Consider the following 22,495-nt stretch of genomic DNA (forward strand, 5'->3'; position numbering starts at 1 on the left):
GACAACGTCCAAGGGGGGCAGCGGAGCTCCCCCCTTGACCCCCCAACCCCTTTTAATAGTTAAAGGACAAATTCTACTTCATATAATCTTTTTTCACAGCTATTAAAAGCCTGGTAACGTCTTCAAGATCGTTATATACCTGCCCAGAAATCCGCACGCATTTCACCCCGTCCAGCTCCACCACGGGAACCTCCACCCGGTACTCTTCCAGCAACCGGTCGTGAATCGCCGCCAAAGAGTTCTCCTGCGCCCCGGCAGGCAACGCAACCGTGGCCATGGAACGCCAGCGTCCCTCATCCGCCAGCGGTTCCACCCCCCACGCCTCCTGCAACATCCCGGCCCCCCGACGCACCAACTCCCGCTGCCAGCTCCACACCTCCTGCCACCCCAGATGACCCAGAAAATCCAAAGCCGCCCCAATCGCCAGCCACGCCGAAGGATCCCGTGTTCCCATCCAGCCGAATTCGGCGTGATATCCCTGTCCCTCATGCACCGAAACCACCAGCGGCTTGGGAACAAACGGCGCCTGCCCGTTCATCCACAAAAAGGCGCTGCCCTTCGGCGCACACAGCCACTTGTGGGCGTTGCCCGTATACCAGTCCACCCCCAGCTCTTCCAGATCGATGGCCACACTGCCCGGCGCATGGGCCCCATCCACCAATACCGCTATCCCGCGAGACCGACACAGCGCAGCAATCTCCCGCACCGGGGTGACCACCGGCAACGGCGAACCCACATGATCCAGAATCACCAGCCGGGTGCGACCCGTGATGGCGGCGGCAAAGGCCTCGACCGTGGCGGACGCCTCCCCGACCGGAAGAGGATCCCTGGCCTCGACCAATAGCGCCCCATTGGCCTGACAGACGACCCGAGCCGCATTTTTTACCATGGGGTAGGCAAACCGGGACAAAAGGATCTCCTCCCCCGCCCGCAAAGGCATCTGCCGCAAAACGGCGTTCACCCCGCTGGTGGCGTTGTCCACCAGCACAATGCGCTCCCCCGTGGTGCCCAGAAACCGGCCCAGCCGGTCCGCCACCTCCCGCAAGGCTCCGGGAAGTTCCCTGGTGAGAAAATGCACCGGCTGCCGCTCCATGGTCTCCCGAATCGCCTGCTGCCGCGCCAGCACCCAGCGGGGACAGGCCCCGAAAGAGCCGTGATTCAGAAAGGTGATCGCCTCATCCAACAGCCACCAGGGGCGCAAAGCCCGACCGAAGGTGGCGGGACGAGGGGGCAGGGCATCGGTGTCGATCATGGTCGTTCCTCAACAGGGCCATTGCACTTGAAAATTACGGGGCTCCGGGGGGGATTATCCCCCCCCGGCGGGGTTCGGGGCAGCGCCCCGAGGTGTTGACGTGGCGGGTCGAAGCCAACAGGAGATTTGCCCAACCCCGCATCACCTCCAAACCCTATCCTATCTTCGACCCGCCCGGAGGGGGCAAGGGGAGGGCCTCATCCTCCCCATCCTTACCCCCCGGATCAACGATTCAAATACCATTGCCCTGTCAACAGGGGCTTGTGATTTGGCCTCATGTCGGGTCATAGTGCGGTAACGGGTTTCTTCAAAGCTCCATTGGCAACTGGCCGTCCGGCTTTCCCATGATCATAGCGTCATCCTGCCCCCTTTGCGCCAGTCGAAACCGGCTTACGCCGCTGCGCGAAAACCGTTTCGCCCCCCCCTTCGAGGTCGTGGAGTGCGCCGACTGCCACACCCTGTTCCGTCCGGGCGGGGAGGAGTCCCCACCCCACCACCTCTGCGATGGCCGACCCCTCCTGCAAAAATTGCGTTGCTGGAAAACCCCCTGGCGGCGATTCGTCAATAGCTGCCGCATGCGCCAATCCCTGGGGCGGGACCATCTGTTGGGACGCCTGATGCTGCACATGTTCGGGCCCCATCCCCTGGCGGGCTGGTTCCGACCGGGTCGCGTCGGGCAGGGCGCACGCATTCTGCAGGTGGGTTGCGGCGCGGGGGAACTGCTGGTGGAATTGCACCTCGGCGGTTTTACCGAACTGACGGGGGTGGAGTCGCGATTGCAGGCCGATTGCCGCCTGGACGAGGGACTCTCCCTGGTCAAGGGGGAGGTGACGGAGCTGGCCGGTCCCTTCGACCTCATCGTGTTGCATCATCATCTGGAATACCATGTCGACCCGGCGGCCCTGCTGGCTCGGCTGCCGCCGCGTCTGGCGACGGAAGGCACGGTTCTGCTGCGCATGGCCCTGGCCGGAGCGGAAGCGTGGCGCGACCTTGGCGGGGCGGGGCAGCCCCCCCGGTTTCTGCCGACGGTGAGAGGGTTGCGCCAACTGGCGGAACGAACCGGTTTCGCTTTGACCCACGCGGACGAGGAAGAGGGCTGTTTTGTCTTGAGCAAGGCCGAAGGACGATGAACGTGATCAGGATGTGGGCGATAATGGGGTTTCTGGCGGGATTGGCCGGGTTTTGCCCGGCGGAGGCGGCCCAAGGCAAGGGCACGCCCCTGCCGCCGCCTGCCGTGAAGGTGGCCACGGCGCAACGCCGCGCCGTGCCGGTGGAGGTCCGCACCATCGGCCATGTGAAAGCCCCGGCGACCGTGGCCATCCGACCCCGGCTGGATGCGGAAATCGTGGGGGTCTTCGTGGCCGACGGCGCCATGGTGAAGGAGGGGGATCGCCTCTTTGCCCTGGATGCGCGGGAGGTGGAAAACCGCCTCAAGCTGGCGCAGGCCAATCTGGCGCGGGATCGCGCCGCTCTGGTCAACGCCCGGCGTCTGCTGGAGCGGCAAACCCGCCTGGCGAGCAGCGAGGTCTCCTCACCGCAGAATCTCGACAAAGCCAAAGCCGATCTGGAGATGCTGGAAGCCTCCATCGTCGCCGACGAGGCCCAGCTCGATTCGGCCCGGTTGCAACGCTCCTACACCGAGTTGCGCTCCCCCCTGGCCGGACGGGTGGGGGCGGTCTCCCTGCAAAAGGGCAACATCGCCCGGACCGGCGAGGCCACGCCGTTGCTGGTCATTCACCAGATGCAGCCCATTCACGTCTCCTTCGCCCTGCCCCAGTTGCACCTGCCCGCCTTGAGAAGCGCCACGGAGGCCCTGCCGGTTGCGGTGACCATTCCCGGGGACGGACGGCCCGCCGTTCTGGGCAAGCTGGCCTTCATCAACCACGAAGTGAGCCGGGAGACGGGAACCGTCACTCTGGAAGGGGTCTTCGCCAACGGTGACGAACGTCTCTGGCCCGGACAACTGGTGGATGTGACCCTGGTGTTGCGCACCGATCCCCAGGCCCTGGTGGTGCCGACGGAAGCCGTCTCCAGCGGCCAGAACGGACCTTACGTCTTCGTGGTGGAGTCGGAAGTGGCCACACCCCGCCCGGTGCGGCTCGATCGGGTCCATGACGGTTTGGCGGTGATCGGCGACGGCCTGCGGGAGGGGGAGACGGTGGTCATCGACGGCCAGTTCCGCCTCACCGGCGGCATGAAGGTGACCCTCGAAGCCCCCGTCGAAAAGAAGCCGGTTGCGCCATGAACCTCTCGGAAGTCTGCATTCGCCGCCCGGTGATGACCACTCTGCTGACGGCGGCCACGGTCCTCTTCGGGCTTTTCGCCTACCGCCTGCTGCCGGTGGCGGCCCTGCCCAAGATCGAATATCCCACCCTGGTGGTCTCCGCCAGCCTCTCCGGGGCCAGTCCGGAAACCATGGCCTCCGCCGTGGCCACGCCCCTGGAGAAGCAGTTCTCCACCATTGCCGGCATCGAATCGATCAACTCCAACAATACCCTGGGTTCCACCCAGATCACCCTGCAATTCGAGCTGGACCGCTCTCTGGACGCGGCGGCCATGGACGTGCAGGCCGCCATCGGGGTGGCGCAGCGCTGGCTGCCGGAAGAGATGTCCACCCCTCCCTACTATCGCAAGGTCAACCCGGCGGATGTCCCGGTGCTGCTGCTCTCCCTGCGCTCCGACACCCTGCCGCTACCCACGGTGAACGAAGCCGCCGAAACCCTGGTGGCGCGACGCCTCTCCACCCTCACCGGAGTGGCCCAGGTGCTGGTTTACGGCCAGAAGCGCCATGCGGTGCGGGTGCGGGTGGATCCCGCCGCCCTCTATCAGCGGGGTCTGGCCCTGGAAGACGTGCAACGCACCCTGAGCAGCGCCACCGACAACTCCCCCACCGGAACCCTGAGCAACGCCACCCGCCAGGTGACCATCCAGTCCACGGGACAACCCCTGCATGCCGAGGGCTACCGACCCCTGATCGTGGCCTGGCGCCAGGGGGCGCCGGTACGTCTCGAAGAGGTGGCCACGGTGGAGGACGGGGTGGAAAACGAGCGGCTGGCCACCTGGTTCAACGGCACCCGGGCCATCGTGCTGGCGGTGCAACGCCAGCCCGACGCCAATACCGTGGCCCTGGTGGATGCGATTCTGGAGCTGTTGCCCCAGTTTCGCGCCCAATTGCCCCCCGCCGTTCAGTTGGAGGTTCTCATCGACCGCTCCCAATCGGTGCGCGACTCCCTGCGGGACATCCAGTTCACCATGGCCCTGACCATTGCGCTGGTGCTGCTGGTCATCTTTCTGTTTCTCAAGAGTCTATCCGCCACCATCATTCCTGCGGTGGTGCTGCCGGTCTCCCTGATCGGGGCCTGCGCGATCATGTACCAGTTCCATTTCACCATCGACAACATGTCCCTCATGGCCCTGACCCTGGCGGTGGGTTTCGTGGTCGACGACGCCATCGTGGTGCTGGAAAACAGCGTGCGCCATCTGGAGCGGGGCGAAAAAGTTCTGGAGGCCGCCATCCTCGGCGCACGGGAGATCAGCTTCACCATCCTCTCCATCACCCTCTCCCTGATCGCGGCCTTCATCCCCATTCTGTTCATGGGCGGCGTGGTGGGGCGCATGTTCAACGAATTCGCCATCACCATCAGCATCGCCATCCTCATTTCGGGAGTGGCGGCGCTGACTGTCACCCCTCTGCTGTGCAGCCGGCTGCTGCGCCTGCCGAAAAGGGGCCATTCGGAGGGCAAGCCCCACTTCTTCACCCACCTGCTGGCCGGCTATCGGGTCACGCTGGATGCGGTGTTGCGCCATCCCCTGCTGACCCTGCTGGTCACCCTGGCCACGGTTTTTCTCACCGTCTGGATGTTCCGGGAGGTACCGAAGGGCTTCTTCCCCGTGGAGGATACCGGCCTGATCATGGGCACCAGCGAGGCCGCCGAGGAGATCTCCTTTCCGGCCATGGTGGAACGGCAGCAGCAACTGGTCGCCATCGTCCGGGCCGACCCGGACGTGCTGGCGGTCAACTCCACCGTGGGGGCCGGTGGCCCCAACTCCGCCATGAACAACGGTCGGGTCTTCATCATTCTCAAACCGGCTCGGGAGCGCACCGGCTCCACCTTCGACGTGATCCAGCGCCTGCGCAAGGCCACCGCCGTGCTTCCCGGCATCGCCCTGTTCATGCGACCCCTGCCCAATATCAACCTCTCCACCCGCTCCTCCAAGAGCGAGTATCAGTTCACCCTGCAAACCAGCGAACTGAATGAGCTGTTCGGCTGGGCGCAACGTTTCGAAACCCGCCTGCGCGCCTTGCCCCAGCTTCAGGATGTCACCTCCGATCTGCAGATCAGGAACCCCATCGCCAGTGTGGTCATCGACCGGGAGAAGGCCTCCTCCCTGGGCATCACCACCGAGGCGCTGCGCGCCACCCTGTTCGACGCTTTCGGCTCCCGGCAGGTGGCTACCATCTACACCCCGAGCAACACCTATCCCGTGATCATGGATTTGTTGCCCGGTTTTCAGGAAGACACCGCCGATTTGGCCCGATTGTATGTCCGTTCCAAAGAGGGCCACCTGGTTCCCCTGGAGGCCTTCGCCCGCATCGAACGCCAGGCCGGCCCCTCCCGCATCGGCCATCAGGATCAACTGCCCGCCGCCACCCTCTCCTTCAATCTGGCCCCCAAAGTGGCCCTGGGACAAGCCGTGGAGGCCATCGATCAGGTGCGCCGCGAACTCGATGCCCCGCCAAGCCTGCTCACGGGATTCCAGGGAACGGCCCAGTTGTTCCAGAAATCCTTTCAGAATCAGTTGATCCTGATCGCTTCGGCCATTCTCGTTGTCTACATTGTTTTGGGTGTGCTTTACGAGAGCTTTCTCCACCCGTTGACCATCCTGTCCGGCTTGCCCGCAGCGGCGGTGGGGGCTTTGTTGACCTTGATGATTTTCGGCAAGGATCTGGATGTCATGGCCATCATCGGTCTGGTGATGCTTATCGGCATCGTGAAGAAGAACGCCATCATGATGATCGACTTCGCCATTCAGGCCCAGCGTCGGGGTCAGGAGGCGCTGCCCGCCATCCGGGAGGCCTGCCTGCTGCGATTTCGACCCATCATGATGACCACCATGGCGGCGTTGATGGGCGCACTGCCCATTGCCTTCGGCTGGGGCGCCGGAGGCGAGCTGCGGCAGCCGCTGGGCATGGTGGTGGTGGGCGGGTTGCTGCTCTCCCAGATGTTGACGCTCTACATCACCCCGGTGATCTTCCTCTATCTGGAGCGGGCCAGGGCGCGGGTCATGGGGCCCCGGCAGGCCGGGGTTCTCTGACCATGCGTTTGTGGACCCTGCATCCGCGTCTGCTCGACGCAACGGGACTGGTGGCCTTGTGGCGCGAAGGGCTGCTGGGGCGCAAGGTTTTGTCGGGCGGCACCACGGGCTATCGACACCATCCGCAACTGCGTCGTTTCCGCGACGATCCGGATCCGGTCAACCGGTTGGGCTGTTACCTGCTGGAGGTCTGGGAGGAGTCGCGTCGCCGGGGGTATCGCTTCGATCGGGAGCGCCTGGGCGAGGTGCGGACGGAGAGTCGCCTTCTGGAGGAGACGCGGGGTCAACTGCTCTGGGAATGGAGCCATCTGCGGGCCAAGCTGACCCTTCGCTCCCCCCGCTGGCTGGAGGATTTGCCCGAGACGCCCGAAGCCCATCCCCTGTTCCGCCTGATCGAGGGGGAGGTGCGTTCCTGGGAAAAGGGTTTCAAGGACGCAGGGCGTATTTCTTCATGCGATAAAGCAGCGTGTCGCGACTGACATCCAGCAGCCGGGCGGCGTGGGTGCGATTGCCCCCGGTGGCGGCCAGGGCCTTGCAGATCATCTCCTTTTCCAGGGAGTTGAGGCTGATGCCGCCGCTGGGCAGGGAGGGGGCGGGGAGGGGGGGCTGCTCGGCATGCATCTCCCGGGGCAGATGCCCGACTTCCACCACGCCGCCGCTCTGGAGGATCACCAGGCGTTCGCAGAGGTTGCGCAGCTCCCGGATGTTGCCGGGCCAGGCGTAGCGTTGCAGATGCTGCCAGGCTTCGCGGGAAAAGCGCGGTTGGGCTTTGCCGTGACGCCGCGCCCCTTCGCCGAGGAAGGCTTCGACCAGACATTCCAGATCGCCGCCGCGTTCCCGCAAGGGGGGCAGTTGCAGGGGCACCACCTGCAGGCGGTGGAAGAGATCGAGACGAAAGCCGCCTTCACGGGCCATGCGACCCAGATCCCGGTTGGTGGCGGCGATGACGCGCACGTCCACCTGACGGGTTTTGTTCTCGCCCAGGGCCTGACACTCGCCGAAATCCAGAAAACGCAGCAGTTTGGCCTGAATGGTCAGGGGCAGCTCGCCGATTTCATCGAGGAAGAGGGTTCCGGAATCGGCGGAGGCGATGCGTCCCAAACGGGTTTGGGACGCGCCGGTGAAAGCGCCCTTGGCATGGCCGAAGAGTTCGCTTTCCGCCAGGGTTTCCGGCAAAGCGGCGCAGTTGATGGTGACGAAGGGAGCCTGGGCGCGGCGACTGGCCTGGTGCATGGCTCGGGCCAGCAGCTCTTTTCCGGTGCCCGATTCGCCCAGCAGCAGCACCGTGGCTTCGGTGGCGGCCACCATCATGGCGGCGCGCTGCAACGCGGCGAAGACCGGAGAGCGTCCCAAAAGCAGGGGTGCGGCAGTCGAGTTCATTTCCATGGCATCAACCATCGATCAAATTGAAACGCACCGGGACTTCCACCACGGCCCGAACCACTTCCCCGCCACGTCGGGCGGGGTCGAAACGCCAGCGCTGCACGGCGGCTTGCGCCGATTGATCCAGAATCTGGTGGCCGGAGGAGCGTTTGACGGTCACCGCTACCGGAGCGCCGTCCCGTTCCACCACCGCTTCCACCACCACCACTCCCTGCCACCCTCGGGAGCGGGCCATGGCCGGATAGATCGGTCGTGGTTCTTCGCGCGGCACGGCGGGTTGCCAGGGCTCCGCCCGGCCTTCGGGGGGAGCGGAAACGTCCCCCTCGGCAGAAGGCGGGTTGCCCACCCCCGGTGCCGGAGCGGTCTCTTCGAAGACTGCCGCCGCAAGGCTTTCGGGCGGTTTGACCCGAACCGCTGCGGTGGGGGCTTTCACCATCGCTTTGCGGGGCGCGGCTTTCCTGACCGGCGGCGGGGGGGGAGGTTCCGCGACCTTTTCCACCACCGGGGCGGCAGCGACCGGCTCGGCAACCGCTGCAGGGGGCGCGGTGTCGGGAACCGCCTCGGGTGGCGCGGGAGCCGGCGTTTTCATCGATACCAGTTGCACGATCAACGGGCGCGGTTCTTCCACCGGGGCAGGGAGGCGTCCCCAGCCGGAGAGGATCACCCCTGCCGCGAACACCAGGTGCAACACCACCGAGAAGCCCACGGGTCGACCACTCAGGCCGAACGGTGTTCTCCGCCGGATGGGACCGCTCTCCCGGACCTCCTCCACAATCCCTTCCGAGGCAAAAACCCCGTCCATGCCGCTCCTCAGGCCGGAAGCGCCTTGCAGGCGGCGATGCAGCGCTTGCAGGAATCCGCGCAAGCCTTGCAGGAGGCGTGTTTGTCTTCGTGTTTGCGGCACTCCTTCTCACAGGCTTCGCAAGCGTCAATGCACACCGCCGCCAGCTTTTGCAGTCGTGGGGAGTTCAGGGAGGCGGCGGTGGCCAGGGCGGTACACAGAGCGACGGTTTCGGAAACCGAGATGGCGCAGGCGGCCAGGGAGGTGTCTCCCGCCGCGAAAAGTCCCAGACAATGGGCCAGGCAGGCCTCTCCCTCACCACGGCAGTCGAGGGCGGCGGCGATGACCTTTTGCAGGGGGTTTCCGGCTTGCGGCGTGTCGTGCTGATGGGGCTTCTCTTCCGCCAGCGCCTGGCCGGTCAATGTCAGGGCGGCCAGGGTGCCGATTCCGGTGAACAAGACATCCCGCCGATCAATGATGACCCGATCCTCATGATCCATAACTGATACTCCTTACTGTTCATCCAAAAAATTGCAGTATACCACGTCATGTTAGCCGTTTCTCGCCAAATCGGCAATTTGCCTTTTTGTAAGGGCTGGTCCGCGGTAATTGTAGCACCTCAAGGTTCCGGTTGATCCCCATCCCCGCCCGTGGCACTATAGCCTCCCCATGGAAGGATGGAATGGGAAGCATATTGGGATACGCCATGCCTGCCATACCGCAACGAACCCGGCCCTTCACCCTCGTGTGGCTACTGGTCGCGGGGCTGTTTCTGACCGCCTGCAGCGAGTCCGCCTCCCCCGTGGTCCGCAGTCACGACGCCTACATCTGGCAGCGTCAGTGGACCCCTGCTCTCAAAAGCGCCATGATGGAGTCGGCCTCCCGCATCCGGGCCTGGCATGTGCTGGCTGCCGAAACCGATGCCGTCGGCCGTCTGAGCGTCTTTGCGCCGGGCAAGGAGATGTTGCACAACGGCAAGCCGGTGGTGCTGGTGGTGCGCTTCAACCACGCCCTTTCGGCAACGGAGTGGGATCCCCTGATTGTCGGCATCGCCGATTTGCTCGGCAAATGGCGTCGGGCCGATCCTCCCGTCATCGGTCTGGAGATCGACTACGACGCACCCACCGCCCAACTGCGGGAATACGCCCATTTCCTGGCCGAGTTGCGGCCCGTTCTGGACAAGAACGTCAGGATCACTCTGACCGCACTGCCGGCCTGGCTGCGCAGTCCCATCCTGCTTGAAGTGCTGCAACAGGCCGATGAGGCCGTTTTGCAGGTGCATGCCGTGGCCAATCCGCGTCTGGGATTGTTCAACCGGCAGCAGGCGTTGCGCTGGATCGAGGAGTTCGCCGCCGAGACGCCGGTTCCCTTCCGGGTGGCGTTGCCGACCTACGGATCCCGGGTCGGATGGGACGAGACGGGCAAGGTGGTGGTGGTGGAGAGCGAAACCGCTCTTCCCGGTCGGGGTGTGGTGGAGCGGGAACTTTCCGCCGATCCGCGAGAGGTGCGAGGCCTGCTCGATGATCTGGCCCGCAAGACCATTCCGCTGCTGCTGGGGCCGATCTGGTTTCGTCTGCCCACCGACGACGACCGCCGCGCCTGGAGCCTGGCCACCTGGCACGGCGTCATCGACGGCGCGCCCCTGGAACCCCGGCTCGGGGTCAGGGCGGTGATGGACGAGGCCTCGGGAGCCAGCGACATCCGCATCGCCAACGACGGCAATCTGGACGCCGCCTTGCCCAACGAGGTCTTCGTGCAGTGCGGCAGTTGCCAGGAGGCCGACGCCCTGGAAGGCTACCTTCTGCAACGGGTCGAAAAGGGTTTCTATCTGCGTTTGAGCCAGCCGCAACCGTTGAAAGCCAAACAACAGCGCACCATCGCCTGGGTGCGTTGCGCCGTCGAGAAGGTGGGATTCCATGCTCCCTAGGCTGTGGCTGGCCGCACTGGTGCTCCTTTTGCCGGTGCCGGGTTGGTCTTGCGGACCCGAATTCGGCATCAGCTTGCTGTACGATCGGGAAGGGTCTCTGCTTTCGGGTCCACGCTCCTGGTTTTTCCGCGAACTGCCCCGCCTGTTACCCAAATCCGCCGAATCCTGGCGGCCCGATCAGCATGATTCGATCGACGGGACGGATCCGGACAATTATCAGCTGCCCGAGTGGAGGGAAGCCCGGCGGGAGAGCTTTGAAGAGCAAGGCCTTTCGATAAGCCAGGTCCACTCGCTTTACGAAGCGCGTTCCCGTGAGTCGGCGTGCGAAGCCTATGCTGCCGGCCATGGCCTGCCGGAGGCGGTCCGCCACTACGCTGCGGGAGCAGTGGCTTTCCGACGGGGTGCCTGGGAGGCAGCGCGAAACCATTTCGAGGCGGTACTCTCCCGTCCCGAGGAAGAACGGGGTTTCCGGGAGGTGTGGGCGCTTTACATGCTGGGTCGGTTGGAGGCGAAACAGGACCATCGGGAGGCGGCGGCTCGCCACTTCGAGCAGGTTCGACAGCGGGTCTCCGAAGGTCTCGCCGATCCTTTGGGGCTGGCGGTGGCCAGTCTGGGGGAGGAAGCCAGGCTCCATCTGATTCCGGGAAGTTTGGCCAAAGCCCTGGCCCTTTATGCCAAACAGGCCTCTTTCGGTTCCCGTAGCGCCTATCTCTCCCTGTTGGCGGTGGCGCAAAGCATGCTTTCCAACCAGAATTTGCTGGATGAAGCTGTTTTGGATCCGTTGTCCCGGTCGATAATCGTTTTATTGGCCCATTCCGGAAATATTAATAATTATCCAACCGATTTGGACAAGCTGCCTGCCGCCCGCACATCGGGATTGTCCCGCTCGACGGTGGAACGACTGGTGGGGGCACTGGAGGGGCAGGGTGTTCCCGAGGTGACCGGCGCTTCCTGGCTGGCCGCCGAGGCTTATCGCAAGGGGTGGTTCGATCTGGCGGGGAAGCTTCTTCCGTTGGAGAGGAACTATCTTGCTTTCTGGATAGAAGGCAAACTGGCCTTGAGGAAGGGCGAGCGGGACGTGGCGCTGGCAAGCTACCAACGGGCGATCAAGGCCTTTCCCCGAGAGGAGGGCGTCCTCTCCAGGCACGGCGAGTTGATCACCGGAGACGAGGACCGCTCGACTCAGTGTATCATCCAGGCCGAAGAGGGCGTTTTACGTTTGGATCGTGGTGAGTATGTCGAGGCTTTTCGCCTGTTTTATTTTGCGGCGTTGGATCGATGGCAATGGAAGTTTGTAACACCGTATTGGTCGGATGTGGTTTATCTGGCGGAACGCATTTTGACTGTAGATGAATTGAAGAATTTCGTAGCGGGAAATATTCCGGCGCCTTCCAAAGAAATCCTCGATGAAGTTGAACAATATGAGTATACAAATGCTGACGTTCCCCCTGGTGTGGAAATTCGCCTGATTCTGGCGCGGAGGTTGATGCGGGCGGGGCATTTTGCCGAGGCCTTGACCTACTTCGATGGGGAAAGGCTTCGAGACCAGGCCCGGCGTTACGGACAAGCCATGGACAGGGCGCGGAGTCCCTGGGGAGGAACCATATCCCAAGCAGAAGCCTGGTATGAAGCCGCCATGCTGCTGTGGGAATCGGGTATGGATCTTTTGGGTTTTGAGATGCGACCCGATTTCAAGATCTATGATGGATCATATTTTGGAAACAATCCGGATACGGATCAATCCTATACCACTTCCGAAGAAAAATCTCGGGTGAAGGAATCCGGTCCAGCCGATGAGATGCCCCGGTTTCATTACCGTCTGCTGACAGCCGAACATTTGTCCATGGCGGCGGACCATGTACCGAAAACCTCACAGGCCTTTGCCGCCTTGCTGTGCAAGGCCACGGGGCGGATGCTGGCGCGGGAGCCCGATCGGGCGGCGGTCTACTACCGGCGCTATCTGAAAGAGGGGCCTTATGTCCCTTGGGCGGCCCATTTCGGCAGGGGGTGTCCCGAGCCCGATTTCGAGCGGGCCCGGCAACGCCTGTGGCAGCAACGCCTCGACACCCTGCGGCGTTTTTCCGCTTACGACACCTGGTGGGCCGCCGGTCTGCTGCTGGTGGTGGTGACCTTGGGTGGGTGGTGGACCCGACGCCATTTCCGGAAAATTGAAATTTCATGACTTTAATGAAGTTTTAAGTATCAATACGTAGATATATTAAAAATCATTTTACTTTCAATATTTTATCTTTTAAATATCAAAAAAAGAAAATGTTCTATTCTTTTGACTTTTCTGTTATTCTTTTAGAATGTTCTGAATATATACTTCAGAGCCAATGGCAAGACCCTTCCGGAAGGGTCATGAGAAATTTAGATAAATGATAATGAAAAAGTCAGAGGATAGAACATTTTCTTTTTTATATTTAAAAGATAGCATATTGGAAGAGCAAAAAATTTTAAAGAATACTATTGTCTGATTTTGAGTGTTTTGCAACTCCCTCTTCAGTTACAAAGAAAAAAATCTGAAAAAGCTTCAAAAAAAGAGTAGGATCAATTCCCTCGGCTCCTGCCGATTGCGCAAGCGGCAGGAGTCGCTCCTCCGAACGGATTGATCAGGAAAGGATTGTCTCATGGCCCATATCGTGGTGGTGGGGTGCGGCATCGGGGGTATGCCTGCGGCTTACGAACTCCGGAGCCTGCTGGGCAGGGAACACGCCATCACGGTGGTGCATCCTTCGGACTACTTCTCCTTCGTGCCGTCCAATCCTTGGGTTGCCGTGGGCTGGCGCAGCCGCAAAGATGTGATCCTGCCCATCAAACCGCTTCTGGAACGACAGGGTATTCGTTTCATTCCCCTGGGGCTCTCCGCCCTCCATCCCGACGAAAACCGTCTGGAACTGACCGACGGCCAGGTTCTCGGCTACGACTATCTGGTGCTGGCCACCGGCCCCAAACTGGCCTTCGACGAAGTGGAAGGGTTGGGTCCTTCGGGTTTCAGCCAGTCCGTCTGCACGGTTCCCCACGCGGAAGCCGCCTGGGACGCCTGGCAGCATTTCGTCATCGAACCCGGTCCGGTGGTGGTCGGAGCGGTGCAGGGTGCCTCCTGTTTCGGTCCGGCCTACGAGTTCGCCTTCATCATGGATGCGGAGTTGCGCAAGCGCCGCCTGAGAGATCGGGTGCCCATGACTTTCGTGACCTCCGAACCCTATATCGGGCATCTGGGTCTGGGGGGAGTCGGCGATTCCCGGGGACTCATGGAGGCGGAGTTGCGACAGAAGCATATCCGCTGGATTTGCAACGCCAGGGTGTCGCGGGTCGAGGCGAACAGAATGTTCGTCGCGGAACACAACGAACGGGGCGAAGTGATCCGGGAACACGATCTGCCGTTCCACTACGCCATGATGCTGCCCGCCTTCAAGGGCATCGATCCGCTGGTGGCGGTGGGGCCGGATCTGGTCAATCCCCGCGGTTTCGTCAAGGTCGATGCCTACCAACGCAATCCGCGCTGGCACAATATCTATGCTGTCGGCGTCTGCATCGCCATTCCTCCGGTTGAAACGACTCCGGTGCCGACCGGCGCTCCCAAGACCGGGTACATGATCGAATCCATGGTGACGGCGGCGGTACACAACATTCAGCACGACCTGCGTGGTGAAGCACCCGAACGTCAGGGCACCTGGCATGCCATTTGTCTGGCCGATATGGGTGACACCGGAGTGGCCTTCGTGGCCATGCCGCAAATTCCGCCGCGCAACCTCTCCTGGATGAAAAAAGGCAAATGGGTTCATTTGGCAAAACTGGCTTTTGAAAAATACTTCTTGCGAAAAATGAAGAAAGGTGTGTCAGAGCCATTTATCGAAAAGTTTATTTTAAAAGCTGTCGGAATTGCAAAATTAAAAGAATAGAAAAATCGCTCGCTTCATGTCATGAGTGTCGGGGGTCGATCGCCACCTGAAATTAATATAGGTTTTCGAGCCCCGGCTTCCTGAATGAAAGCCGCCGGAAGAAATCCCACCCCACGGGCGATGGGTTTGATAAGGTTATTTCAATTGGCAAGCTGTTTATGATGGGTGATAATGGGCACTGGATCGAGCGTCCCAACCTGTCGGAAATCCCGGTTGCCGCCATGAAAAAGCTTTTACTACTTGTCTGTTTGTTCTGGACGCTCCTGATTGTGGCTTCTCTCCACTGGAACCTCCACAAGGAGCGGCAGGAGAGCCTCAATATGGCGATGAACAGCGCTCGGGCCCATTTCAACAAGGATCTGGCCCTGCGCCATTGGGCCACTTCCCACGGAGGGGTTTATGTTCCGATAGACTCCAACACCCCTCCCAGTCCCTATTTGAGCCATATCCCCGAACGGGATCTGACCACCCCCTCGGGCAGACGGCTGACCCTGATGAATCCCGCCTACATGCTGCGTCAGATCATGGAACAATACAGCGATCTGTACGGAGTTCGGGGCCGCATCACCAGCCTCAAACCGCTCAATCCCGCCAATGCGCCCGATGTCTGGGAAGCGAAGGCGCTGCACGCCTTCGAAAGGGGGGAGACGGAAGTCCAGGAATTCACCAGCATCGGGGATGAACCCTTCCTTCGTCTCATGCGCCCCATGATGGCCACGGTGGGGTGCCTCAAATGTCATGCCCACCAGGGCTACAAGGTGGGGGATGTGCGGGGTGGCATCGGGGTGTCGGTGCCCATGCAGCCCTTTCTGGAACAGGAAAACATTGGAACCATCCTGACGACACATGGGGTGTTCTGGTTTTTGGGCATGTTGGGCATGGGTTGGGGTTACTCCCGGTGGTATGCCCAGGAGAGCCGGCGTCGGGCCATCGCCGAGGAGTTGCGTCTTTCCGAAAAGCGTTTCCGCGCCCTCTTCGAAAAGAGCCCCATGCCCATGCAGATTTGTGGTCGGGACGGCCGCACCATTCAGGTCAACCAGGCCTGGGAGAAGATGTGGGGGGTCGATCTGGCCTGGCTGCAGGAACGCCGCTACAGCATTCTGGATGATCGGGAGGTGGCCAGACACGGTCTGGATACGGAGATACGGCGTGCCTTCGCCGGCGAATCGCGGGATCTGGGACCCATTCCCTACGATCGTTCCACGGAAGGCGGACCGGATCATGCCGGTATCATCTGGGTCAGGACCTGCATCTATCCCATGGGTACCGGGTCGACGGAGGGGATTTCCGAGGTGATCCTGATCCACGAAGATGTCTCCCAGCACTATCGGGACCGTATGGCCCTGCAGGCCAGCGAGGAGCGATTCCGTTCGCTGTTTCAGTCTTCCCCGGATGCCATCTTCCTGGCCGATCCGGAAAACGGCCTGCTTTTGGATGCCAATGTGGCGGCGGCGCATTTGATGGGGCGGGAAGTGAGCGAAATCCGTGGCTGGCATCAAAGCCGGCTGCATCCCCCCCGTGAAGAGGAGAAGGTGCGGGCGCTTTTCCGACAATGCGTGGAGCAGGATCCCGATGTCGTCGGCAAGCCGACCGAGATGAACATCCTGCGTTCCGACGGCCAGGAGGTGCCGGTGGAGGTGGTGGGTACGGTCCATCTCATTGGCGGGCGACCCATGCTGCAGGGCATCTTCCGGGATATCACCGAACGCCAGCGGGCGGCGCGGGAGTTGCGGCGCTATCATGAGGAGCTGGTCCATTCCAAGGAGCAGGCGGAGGCGGCCAACCGGGCCAAAAGCGAGTTTCTCGCCGCCATGAGCCACGAAATTCGCACCCCCATGAATGTGGTGATCGGTATGGGGGATATTCTGCTGGATTCGGGCCTGGAGGAGGAGCAGCTTGGCTATGTGCGCAAGTTGCAGCAGGCGGGCAACAACCTGCTGGAACTGATCAATCAGATTCTCGACTTTGCCAAGATCGAGGCGGGCAAATTGAAGTTGATGGAAGAGACCATCGATTTGCCGGGGTTGCTTGAGGAAGTGGTGGCGTTGATGCAGGTGCTGGCCCGCAACAAGGGGCTGGCGCTGAACCTGCAGCTGGACCCGAACATGCCCCGATGGGTGCGCAGCGATGCCATGCGTCTGCGTCAGGTATTGTTCAATCTGGTGGGCAACGCCGTGAAATTCACCGACCAGGGATCGGTACACCTGGTCACCCGGCGGGATGGCGGGGTCTGGCATCTGGTGGTGGAAGATACGGGCGTAGGGATCTCCGAGGCGGATTTGCAGCGGATATTCACCCCCTTCACCCAGGTGGACGGGGGACTGACCCGACGCCACGGCGGCACGGGTCTCGGCCTGGCTTTGTCCCGGGCACTGATCTCTCTGATGGGCGGCAGCCTGCGGGTGGAGAGCCGGGAGGGGCACGGCAGCCACTTCGAAATCACTTTGCCCTTGTATCTGCCCACCACTCCGGAGGTTGCGACGGAAGGCGAAGTGGCCACGGCCATGCCCGGCAGGGCCAAACGGGTTCTTCTGGTGGAAGATTCGATCGACAATCAGGAGCTGATCCGGGCTTTTCTCAAGGGAACGCCCCATCATCTGGAGGTGGTCAACAACGGGTTGGAAGCCTTGGACAAGGTGGGTCGGGAGCGCTTCGATCTGGTGTTGATGGATGTTCAGATGCCGGTGATGGACGGTTACAGTGCGACGCGCGAGATCCGGCGGCGGGAGGGGCGGAGCGGAGAGAAACCACTGTTTATCGCCACGCTGACGGCCCATGCCCTGGAAGGTGAAGAACAACGCAGCCGGGAGGCGGGGTGCGACCTCTTTCTGACCAAGCCGATCAAAAAGAAGCACTTGTTGGAGGTGATTTCCGAGGTGGAGGGAGGGGAGTGACGATGGTCTTTCCCCTGTCGCACTGGGATATGCTTAAAATCTTTTGACTTTCAGTATGTTATCTTTTAAGTATCAAAAAAGGAAATGTTCTATCCTTTTGACTTTTTTAGTCATTAAAGGAATAGTCCCAGGGCGCTGCCCTGGACCCGTCGGGGGGGATAATCCCCCCCCGAGTCCCCGTATATGTTATCGTTTGACATCCTGCCGTTGGGTTCGGACCCGGATTCGGGCCGGCGGTGCGGTTTGAACTTCGGTTTTGCGCCGTGGGGCGGAAATCGTGTTACCGGCGTAGTTGGCCCGCGGGCTGTCGCTGCCGGCGCTACGGGGTTTGCCCTGACCGGGGCGACCGGGCGCCGCCGCCGTTTCCCGACGTCGGGAGGACTGGGCCTGGGGAGTTCCCTGGCGTCCGCCATTACCGCCGCCGTTGCCGCCGCCGTTGCCGCGTCCCATCACCGGCGGAGCGGTTTCGGGAGCGTTGGAGTGGTAGGCATGGGCCGTATCCAAAGGCACCGTGGCGCGAATGGTGCGCTCGATGGCCCGCATGTAACCCCGTTCGCTGCTGTCGCAGAAGGAGATGGCCTGTCCTTCCCGTCCGGCGCGAGCCGTGCGTCCGATGCGATGCACGTAGCTTTCCGGCTCGTTGGGCAGGTCGTAGTTGATGACGTGGCTGACTCCGGGAACATCGATGCCCCGGGCGGCGATATCCGTGGCCACCAGAACCTGGGCCGTACCCTGGCGGAAATCCTTCAGGGCCGATTCGCGGGCGCTTTGGGACTTGTTGCCGTGGATGACGGCGGCGGTGACGCCATGTTTTTCCAGATCTTCCGCCAGACGGTTGGCCCCGTGTTTGGTGCGGGTGAAGACCAATACCTTCTGCACCGCGTCCTGCTGCAGGATTTCGCGCAGCAAGGCCACCTTGTGCCCTTTTTCCACCCGATAGACCTTTTGCTCCACCCGTTCCACGGTGGTGGCGGGGGGCGCGACTTCGACCCGTACCGGATCGGTGAGGATGTTGCCGGCAAAGGTGGCGATCTCATCGGGCATGGTGGCCGAAAAGAGCAGGGTCTGCCGTTTGGCGGGCAGGGCGGCGACCACCTTCTGGATATCCTGAATGAACCCCATGTCCAGCATGCGATCCGCTTCGTCGAGGACGAAGACTTCGATGCGGCTCAAGGAGAGGCAGCCCTGACCCATCAGGTCGAGCAGACGGCCCGGCGTGGCGACCAGAACTTCCACGCCGCGTTCCAGGGCGCGCACCTGGGGGCGTTGGTTGACGCCGCCGAAGACCACCGCCCGGGAGATTCCCAGGTTGCGACCGTAGGTGGCGAAGCTGGCGTCGATCTGGGAAGCCAGTTCCCGGGTCGGGGCCAAGACCAGAACCCGGACATGTTTGGGTTGCGGGGGCAATCGCTTGCGTCCCAGCCGGTCCAGGATCGGCAGGGCAAAAGCCGCCGTCTTGCCGGTACCCGTCTGGGCGATGCCCAGAAGATCCCGTCCGGTTTTGAGGTGAGGGATGGTCTCCGCTTGAATGGGTGTCGGTTGGTGATAACCGGCTTGTTGGAGGGCGGAGAGTATGGGAGAAAGCAGGTGCAACGAGGAGAAATCGCCAGAAGACAACAGAGAACCTTTCATGCAAAGGCGGATACCGGCTTGACTGATCCGGACGATGACGCCTTATCCGCTGAATTGGGATCCGCCCGGCAGAACAGAATGGTCTGGAATGGGGAGATTGTCAATCAATAAACCATTGGAGCCGATTGTAACATGGTGAAGCAATTGTTCAGGGGGGATCTGAAACGAATGAGGGAGTTGTAATACTTCCGAGACCAGGCAGGGGTTTATTAAAAATCTTTTGACTTTAAATATTTAATCTTTATAAGTATCAAAAAAAGAAAATGTTCTATCCTTTGACTTTTCCGTTATTTCATTCATCAATATTCATAACTCAGTTTTGTAATTTACTCGAATGACAAATAAAAAGTCAAAACATTTTCTTTTTTTTGATACCTAAAAGATTAAATATTGAAAAACAAATAAATATAAAAATATTGATTTTCTCTTAAATTTTCACGGCGCCATAAGTGGCCTGCCACCACTCGTCGCGATCCAGGTGGGCGGGACGCACCCCGGAGTAGCCCATGCGGCCCAGAACGGCTTCAACGGATTCGGCAGGTTGCCAGTCGAGCATCTCGAAGGTGTCGGGGCCGGTGACCTCCAACGTGGCGCGAGCCGGTTCCCCGAAAAGATTGTGCAGGCTGCCCAGAGTCTCCTGATAGGCCCCGGTGAGAAAAATCCCCAGGGGCAGCGACTCGCCCGGTCCGGTGGCGGGCAGGGGCAGAGCGGTCCCCCGTCGACCACGCACCGCGTAATGGGTCAGGCGTCCGTCCGAGTCGCAGGTGGGGTCGGCCAGCACCACCCGCTGGGCGGGAGGTTGGTCCAGTTTGACCAGGGGCATCACGGGAAAAGGCTGATGGATGGCCCAGGCATCGGGCAGGCTGCGAAAAACCGACAGATTGATGAAACGCATGGGGACCGGCATGGCTTTGCCAGGCGATTTCCCCCGGTTTTTCCCGGGCGACTCGCCCCTTGAAACCCCGGCCTCCGGATTGTCGCCCGGCAGAGTATGGGTGAGCAGAAAGGCGTGATGCGCGGTCAGAGCGCGGCCCGATTCGATCCACAATTCGACGGGCTCTCCGGGGATGTTCGCCACGATGCCCATCAGCGCGTCGGCATAGGCTTCCAGCGTATAATGGATATCGAAGGCGGTGGAGTGACGGGCGAGACCGTAGTCGATACCCAATCCGCCGCCGGCGTCCACAATGGCGATGGGAGCGCCCAGACGGCGCAGTTCGTCCACCCGTCGAGCCGCCGTTCTGGCGGCGGTACGGAAATCGGAGAGGTGCGCCACCTGGGAACCGATGTGGAAATGAAGCATCCGCAGTCGCTGCAACAGTCCCGCCGTCTTCAGTTGGGCTACCGTCTCCGGCAGATCGGAAGCGGAGAGGCCGAATTTGGCCTGTTCACCCCCGCTGTGGCGCCAATGGCCGGAATCGGCCTCCTGCAGCCGCAGTCGCAATCCCAGAATCAGGGAGGGCGGGGGAGAGGGGCAGGCGGCGAGAAAACGCCGGCATTCGGAAACGTGTTCCAGCACCAGCACCAGGGGTTGTCCCTCCTGAGCGGCCCGGCAGGCCAGAGCCATCATGGCTTCGTCTTTGTAGCCGTGGCAAACCAGCCAGTTGCGTCGGGTTTGGGGCAGACTCAGGGCGGCCAGCCACTCGCTGCGGGTGCCTACTTCCACCCCCAGTTCCCCGTTGCCGTGATCCAGCAGGGTGGTGACCACCTCGCGGCGGGGATTGGCCTTGAGGGGATAGATGACACGCCAGGAGGGAGGGGTGGACTGGCGACGCGCCGCCTGTTCCAGGGTGGTGGAGAGCCGGTCCAGACGATGGCGCAGAATGGCGGGAACATGCACGGCGACGGGCCATCGCCCCTGACCGGGCAAGTCGCGCAACAGACGTGACACGTCCACACGCAGGTCCGGACGATCCGGTTGGGGCAACAGACACAGATGGCCTTCCGGCGTGATGCGCAGATACTCCCCTCCCCAGCGGGAGAGACGATAGAGCCGGGCGGTACGGTCGATGGACCAGGAACTCATGAAACATCCCTGCGGCAAAAGGTGTCGGAAGCCAACTACACATGATACTCTGTGATGCTTCCGTTGCCCATACCCGAACCACTGAGCGGTCATGAATTTTCTGCACCTTCCCAACGCTCCCCTTGAGCAGGCCCGTGTGGTTATCCTGCCGGTACCCTACGAAGGCACCGTTTCCTGGGGGCATGGGGCGTCACGGGGGCCTGCCGCTCTGCTTCAGGCTTCCGGCAGCCTGGAATATTACGACGAGGAGTTGCGTCGGGAACCGTATCGGGACGGCTACCATACCCTGCCACCGGTGGGGGTCGAGCTGGCCTCTCCGGAGGCGATGGGGGAGGCCATCCGGCAGGCGGCCCTGCCCCATGTGGTGGCGGGACGAGTGTTGGCGGCTGTCGGCGGGGAGCATGGCATCACCCCCTGGTTGGTAGACGCGGTGCGTCAGGCTCGGGGAGACGATTTCGGCATTCTGCAACTGGATGCTCATGCCGATATGCGGCACAGCTACCAGGGCACAATCTGGTCCCATGGCTGCGTCATGCGGCGTCTGGTGGAGAAGGGGCTGCCCGTGACCCAGGTGGGTATCCGCTCCCTGAGTCAGGAGGAGGCTCTTTTCCTGGCGGAGACGGGTGGGGAAAATCGTCTCTTTTGGGCCAGGGAGATCTGGGAGGAGACCCGCCGGGGTGAGGATCGGTGGATCGCGCGGGTGATCGACCAGTTACCGCTGAAGGTCTATGTAACATTGGACCTGGATGGACTCGATCCTTCGGTGTTGCCGGCAACGGGCACACCGGTGGCGGGGGGGTTGGGTTTTTACGAGGTGTTGCGCCTGTTGCGGCGGGTTGGAGCGGAGCGGGAGGTTGTGGGGCTGGACCTCGTCGAACTGGCTCCGCTGCCGGGCAACGAAGTCAGTGAACAGGTGGCTTCCCACCTGCTCTACAAGATGTTGGCCTATTTCGTTCGAGGGGGTTGTGAAATGCTCCCCACCAAGTCGGGATGCATATAAAATCCGTTGGTTTTCAATATGTTATCTTTTAACTATCAAAAAAAAGAAAATGTTCTGTCCTTTGACTTTTTCCTTTCTTATAGATTTTATAGGGAGACCTCGAACGGGATTTGCAAGGTGATCGTTCGATAACAAACGGCACTCCATCGAGACCGCAAAGAAGGACTTGATCCGGCCCCGATCGGAGAAAGGCCCACTTCCGGCGGGTTGGTCGAAAAAAACGACAGTCCGCCCTACACCTTCTTTGACTTGGACCTTCTTTTAGGGCAACCTAAGGAGCCGTTTTACCAACTATACCAGGATGAACCCGTTTCTCACAAGCGTTCGATAGTTTCAATACGAAAGATCGTGTTGGGGATCTTTTTAGGTTATCTCTGCT

At 61.4% G+C, this 22,495-nt stretch carries 15 protein-coding genes; 9 read left to right on the top strand and 6 right to left on the bottom strand.

Annotated features, from left to right (window positions below; genetic code table 11):
- Positions 1 to 73: 73 nt before the first annotated feature.
- Positions 74 to 1,252: an aminotransferase class V-fold PLP-dependent enzyme gene (locus HQL56_01565; protein MBF0308200.1), complete on the bottom strand. Its 1,179-nt coding sequence runs from the start codon at positions 1,250 to 1,252 to the stop codon at positions 74 to 76.
- A gap of 344 nt (positions 1,253 to 1,596) precedes the next feature.
- Between HQL56_01565 and HQL56_01570 the strand changes: the two genes are divergently transcribed.
- Genes HQL56_01570 through HQL56_01585 form a run of 4 tightly spaced genes read left to right on the top strand, consistent with a single transcriptional unit; the run spans position 1,597 to position 7,047 of the window.
- On the top strand, positions 1,597 to 2,382 hold the full coding sequence (locus HQL56_01570) for a methyltransferase domain-containing protein (GenBank protein ID MBF0308201.1): 786 nt from the start codon (positions 1,597 to 1,599) through the stop codon (positions 2,380 to 2,382).
- A gap of 2 nt (positions 2,383 to 2,384) precedes the next feature.
- Positions 2,385 to 3,497 (top strand): efflux RND transporter periplasmic adaptor subunit, encoded by a 1,113-nt coding sequence (locus HQL56_01575; GenBank protein MBF0308202.1) that lies wholly within the window; start codon positions 2,385 to 2,387, stop codon positions 3,495 to 3,497.
- Positions 3,494 to 6,568, top strand: a complete 3,075-nt coding sequence (locus tag HQL56_01580) for an efflux RND transporter permease subunit (protein MBF0308203.1) — start codon at positions 3,494 to 3,496, stop codon at positions 6,566 to 6,568. Before HQL56_01575 ends, HQL56_01580 begins: the two co-directional genes overlap by 4 nt.
- Before the next feature lie 2 nt (positions 6,569 to 6,570).
- Positions 6,571 to 7,047, top strand: a complete 477-nt coding sequence (locus HQL56_01585; GenBank protein ID MBF0308204.1) for a hypothetical protein — start codon at positions 6,571 to 6,573, stop codon at positions 7,045 to 7,047.
- Here HQL56_01585 and HQL56_01590 read toward each other — a convergent pair.
- From HQL56_01590 to HQL56_01600, 3 genes are read right to left on the bottom strand one after another with little or no spacing between them, the layout of a single operon-like run.
- Positions 6,995 to 7,948 (bottom strand): sigma 54-interacting transcriptional regulator, encoded by a 954-nt coding sequence (locus HQL56_01590; protein MBF0308205.1) that lies wholly within the window; start codon positions 7,946 to 7,948, stop codon positions 6,995 to 6,997. The two genes, HQL56_01585 and HQL56_01590, sit on opposite strands and share 53 nt — an antisense overlap.
- A 10-nt stretch (positions 7,949 to 7,958) precedes the next feature.
- Complete coding sequence (locus HQL56_01595; protein MBF0308206.1) at positions 7,959 to 8,753, bottom strand: energy transducer TonB; 795 nt, start codon at positions 8,751 to 8,753, stop codon at positions 7,959 to 7,961.
- 8 nt (positions 8,754 to 8,761) lie between these two features.
- Positions 8,762 to 9,208, bottom strand: a complete 447-nt coding sequence (locus tag HQL56_01600) for a four-helix bundle copper-binding protein (GenBank protein MBF0308207.1) — start codon at positions 9,206 to 9,208, stop codon at positions 8,762 to 8,764.
- Between the two features lie 206 nt (positions 9,209 to 9,414).
- Here HQL56_01600 and HQL56_01605 point away from each other — a divergent pair, with 206 nt between their 5' ends.
- The 4 genes from HQL56_01605 to HQL56_01620 all read left to right on the top strand — a co-directional run bounded on the left by HQL56_01605 (position 9,415) and on the right by HQL56_01620 (position 17,458).
- Positions 9,415 to 10,659 carry a DUF3142 domain-containing protein gene (locus HQL56_01605; GenBank protein MBF0308208.1) on the top strand — a complete coding sequence of 415 codons (1,245 nt, stop codon included), beginning with the start codon at positions 9,415 to 9,417 and terminating at the stop codon, positions 10,657 to 10,659.
- Positions 10,649 to 12,841: a hypothetical protein gene (locus HQL56_01610; protein ID MBF0308209.1), complete on the top strand. Its 2,193-nt coding sequence runs from the start codon at positions 10,649 to 10,651 to the stop codon at positions 12,839 to 12,841. Before HQL56_01605 ends, HQL56_01610 begins: the two co-directional genes overlap by 11 nt.
- A gap of 448 nt (positions 12,842 to 13,289) precedes the next feature.
- On the top strand, positions 13,290 to 14,564 hold the full coding sequence (locus tag HQL56_01615; GenBank protein MBF0308210.1) for an NAD(P)/FAD-dependent oxidoreductase: 1,275 nt from the start codon (positions 13,290 to 13,292) through the stop codon (positions 14,562 to 14,564).
- 161 nt (positions 14,565 to 14,725) lie between these two features.
- The gene (locus HQL56_01620) at positions 14,726 to 17,458 is read left to right on the top strand and encodes a PAS domain S-box protein (protein MBF0308211.1); all 2,733 of its coding nucleotides are present in this window, start codon (positions 14,726 to 14,728) and stop codon (positions 17,456 to 17,458) included.
- A 186-nt stretch (positions 17,459 to 17,644) separates the two neighbouring features.
- Here HQL56_01620 and HQL56_01625 read toward each other — a convergent pair whose 3' ends face one another.
- Entirely contained in the window at positions 17,645 to 19,090 is a 1,446-nt protein-coding gene (locus tag HQL56_01625; protein ID MBF0308212.1) for a DEAD/DEAH box helicase, read from the bottom strand.
- A gap of 427 nt (positions 19,091 to 19,517) precedes the next feature.
- Positions 19,518 to 21,116, bottom strand: coding sequence for a hypothetical protein (locus HQL56_01630; GenBank protein ID MBF0308213.1), 1,599 nt, complete (start codon positions 21,114 to 21,116; stop codon positions 19,518 to 19,520).
- Positions 21,117 to 21,207: 91 nt separating this feature from the next.
- Between HQL56_01630 and speB the strand changes: the two genes are divergently transcribed.
- The gene (gene speB / locus HQL56_01635) at positions 21,208 to 22,116 is read left to right on the top strand and encodes an agmatinase (protein MBF0308214.1); all 909 of its coding nucleotides are present in this window, start codon (positions 21,208 to 21,210) and stop codon (positions 22,114 to 22,116) included.
- The last annotated feature ends 379 nt before the right edge of the window (positions 22,117 to 22,495 follow it).

The sequence above is a fragment of the Magnetococcales bacterium genome, assembly GCA_015231925.1.
GTDB lineage: Bacteria > Pseudomonadota > Magnetococcia > Magnetococcales > JADGAQ01 > JADGAQ01.

What these genes read in the sequence shown, in the direction of transcription:
- HQL56_01565 (MBF0308200.1), bottom strand. Translation starts at nt 1,252, where the DNA reads ATGATCGACACCGATGCCCTGCCCCCTCGTCCCGCCACCTTCGGTCGG.
- HQL56_01570 (MBF0308201.1), top strand. Translation starts at nt 1,597, where the DNA reads ATGATCATAGCGTCATCCTGCCCCCTTTGCGCCAGTCGAAACCGGCTT.
- HQL56_01580 (MBF0308203.1), top strand. Translation starts at nt 3,494, where the DNA reads ATGAACCTCTCGGAAGTCTGCATTCGCCGCCCGGTGATGACCACTCTG.
- HQL56_01585 (MBF0308204.1), top strand. Translation starts at nt 6,571, where the DNA reads ATGCGTTTGTGGACCCTGCATCCGCGTCTGCTCGACGCAACGGGACTG.
- HQL56_01590 (MBF0308205.1), bottom strand. Translation starts at nt 7,948, where the DNA reads ATGAACTCGACTGCCGCACCCCTGCTTTTGGGACGCTCTCCGGTCTTC.
- HQL56_01595 (MBF0308206.1), bottom strand. Translation starts at nt 8,753, where the DNA reads ATGGACGGGGTTTTTGCCTCGGAAGGGATTGTGGAGGAGGTCCGGGAG.
- HQL56_01605 (MBF0308208.1), top strand. Translation starts at nt 9,415, where the DNA reads ATGGGAAGCATATTGGGATACGCCATGCCTGCCATACCGCAACGAACC.
- HQL56_01610 (MBF0308209.1), top strand. Translation starts at nt 10,649, where the DNA reads ATGCTCCCTAGGCTGTGGCTGGCCGCACTGGTGCTCCTTTTGCCGGTG.
- HQL56_01615 (MBF0308210.1), top strand. Translation starts at nt 13,290, where the DNA reads ATGGCCCATATCGTGGTGGTGGGGTGCGGCATCGGGGGTATGCCTGCG.
- HQL56_01620 (MBF0308211.1), top strand. Translation starts at nt 14,726, where the DNA reads ATGGGTGATAATGGGCACTGGATCGAGCGTCCCAACCTGTCGGAAATC.
- HQL56_01625 (MBF0308212.1), bottom strand. Translation starts at nt 19,090, where the DNA reads ATGAAAGGTTCTCTGTTGTCTTCTGGCGATTTCTCCTCGTTGCACCTG.
- HQL56_01630 (MBF0308213.1), bottom strand. Translation starts at nt 21,116, where the DNA reads ATGAGTTCCTGGTCCATCGACCGTACCGCCCGGCTCTATCGTCTCTCC.
- speB (MBF0308214.1), top strand. Translation starts at nt 21,208, where the DNA reads ATGAATTTTCTGCACCTTCCCAACGCTCCCCTTGAGCAGGCCCGTGTG.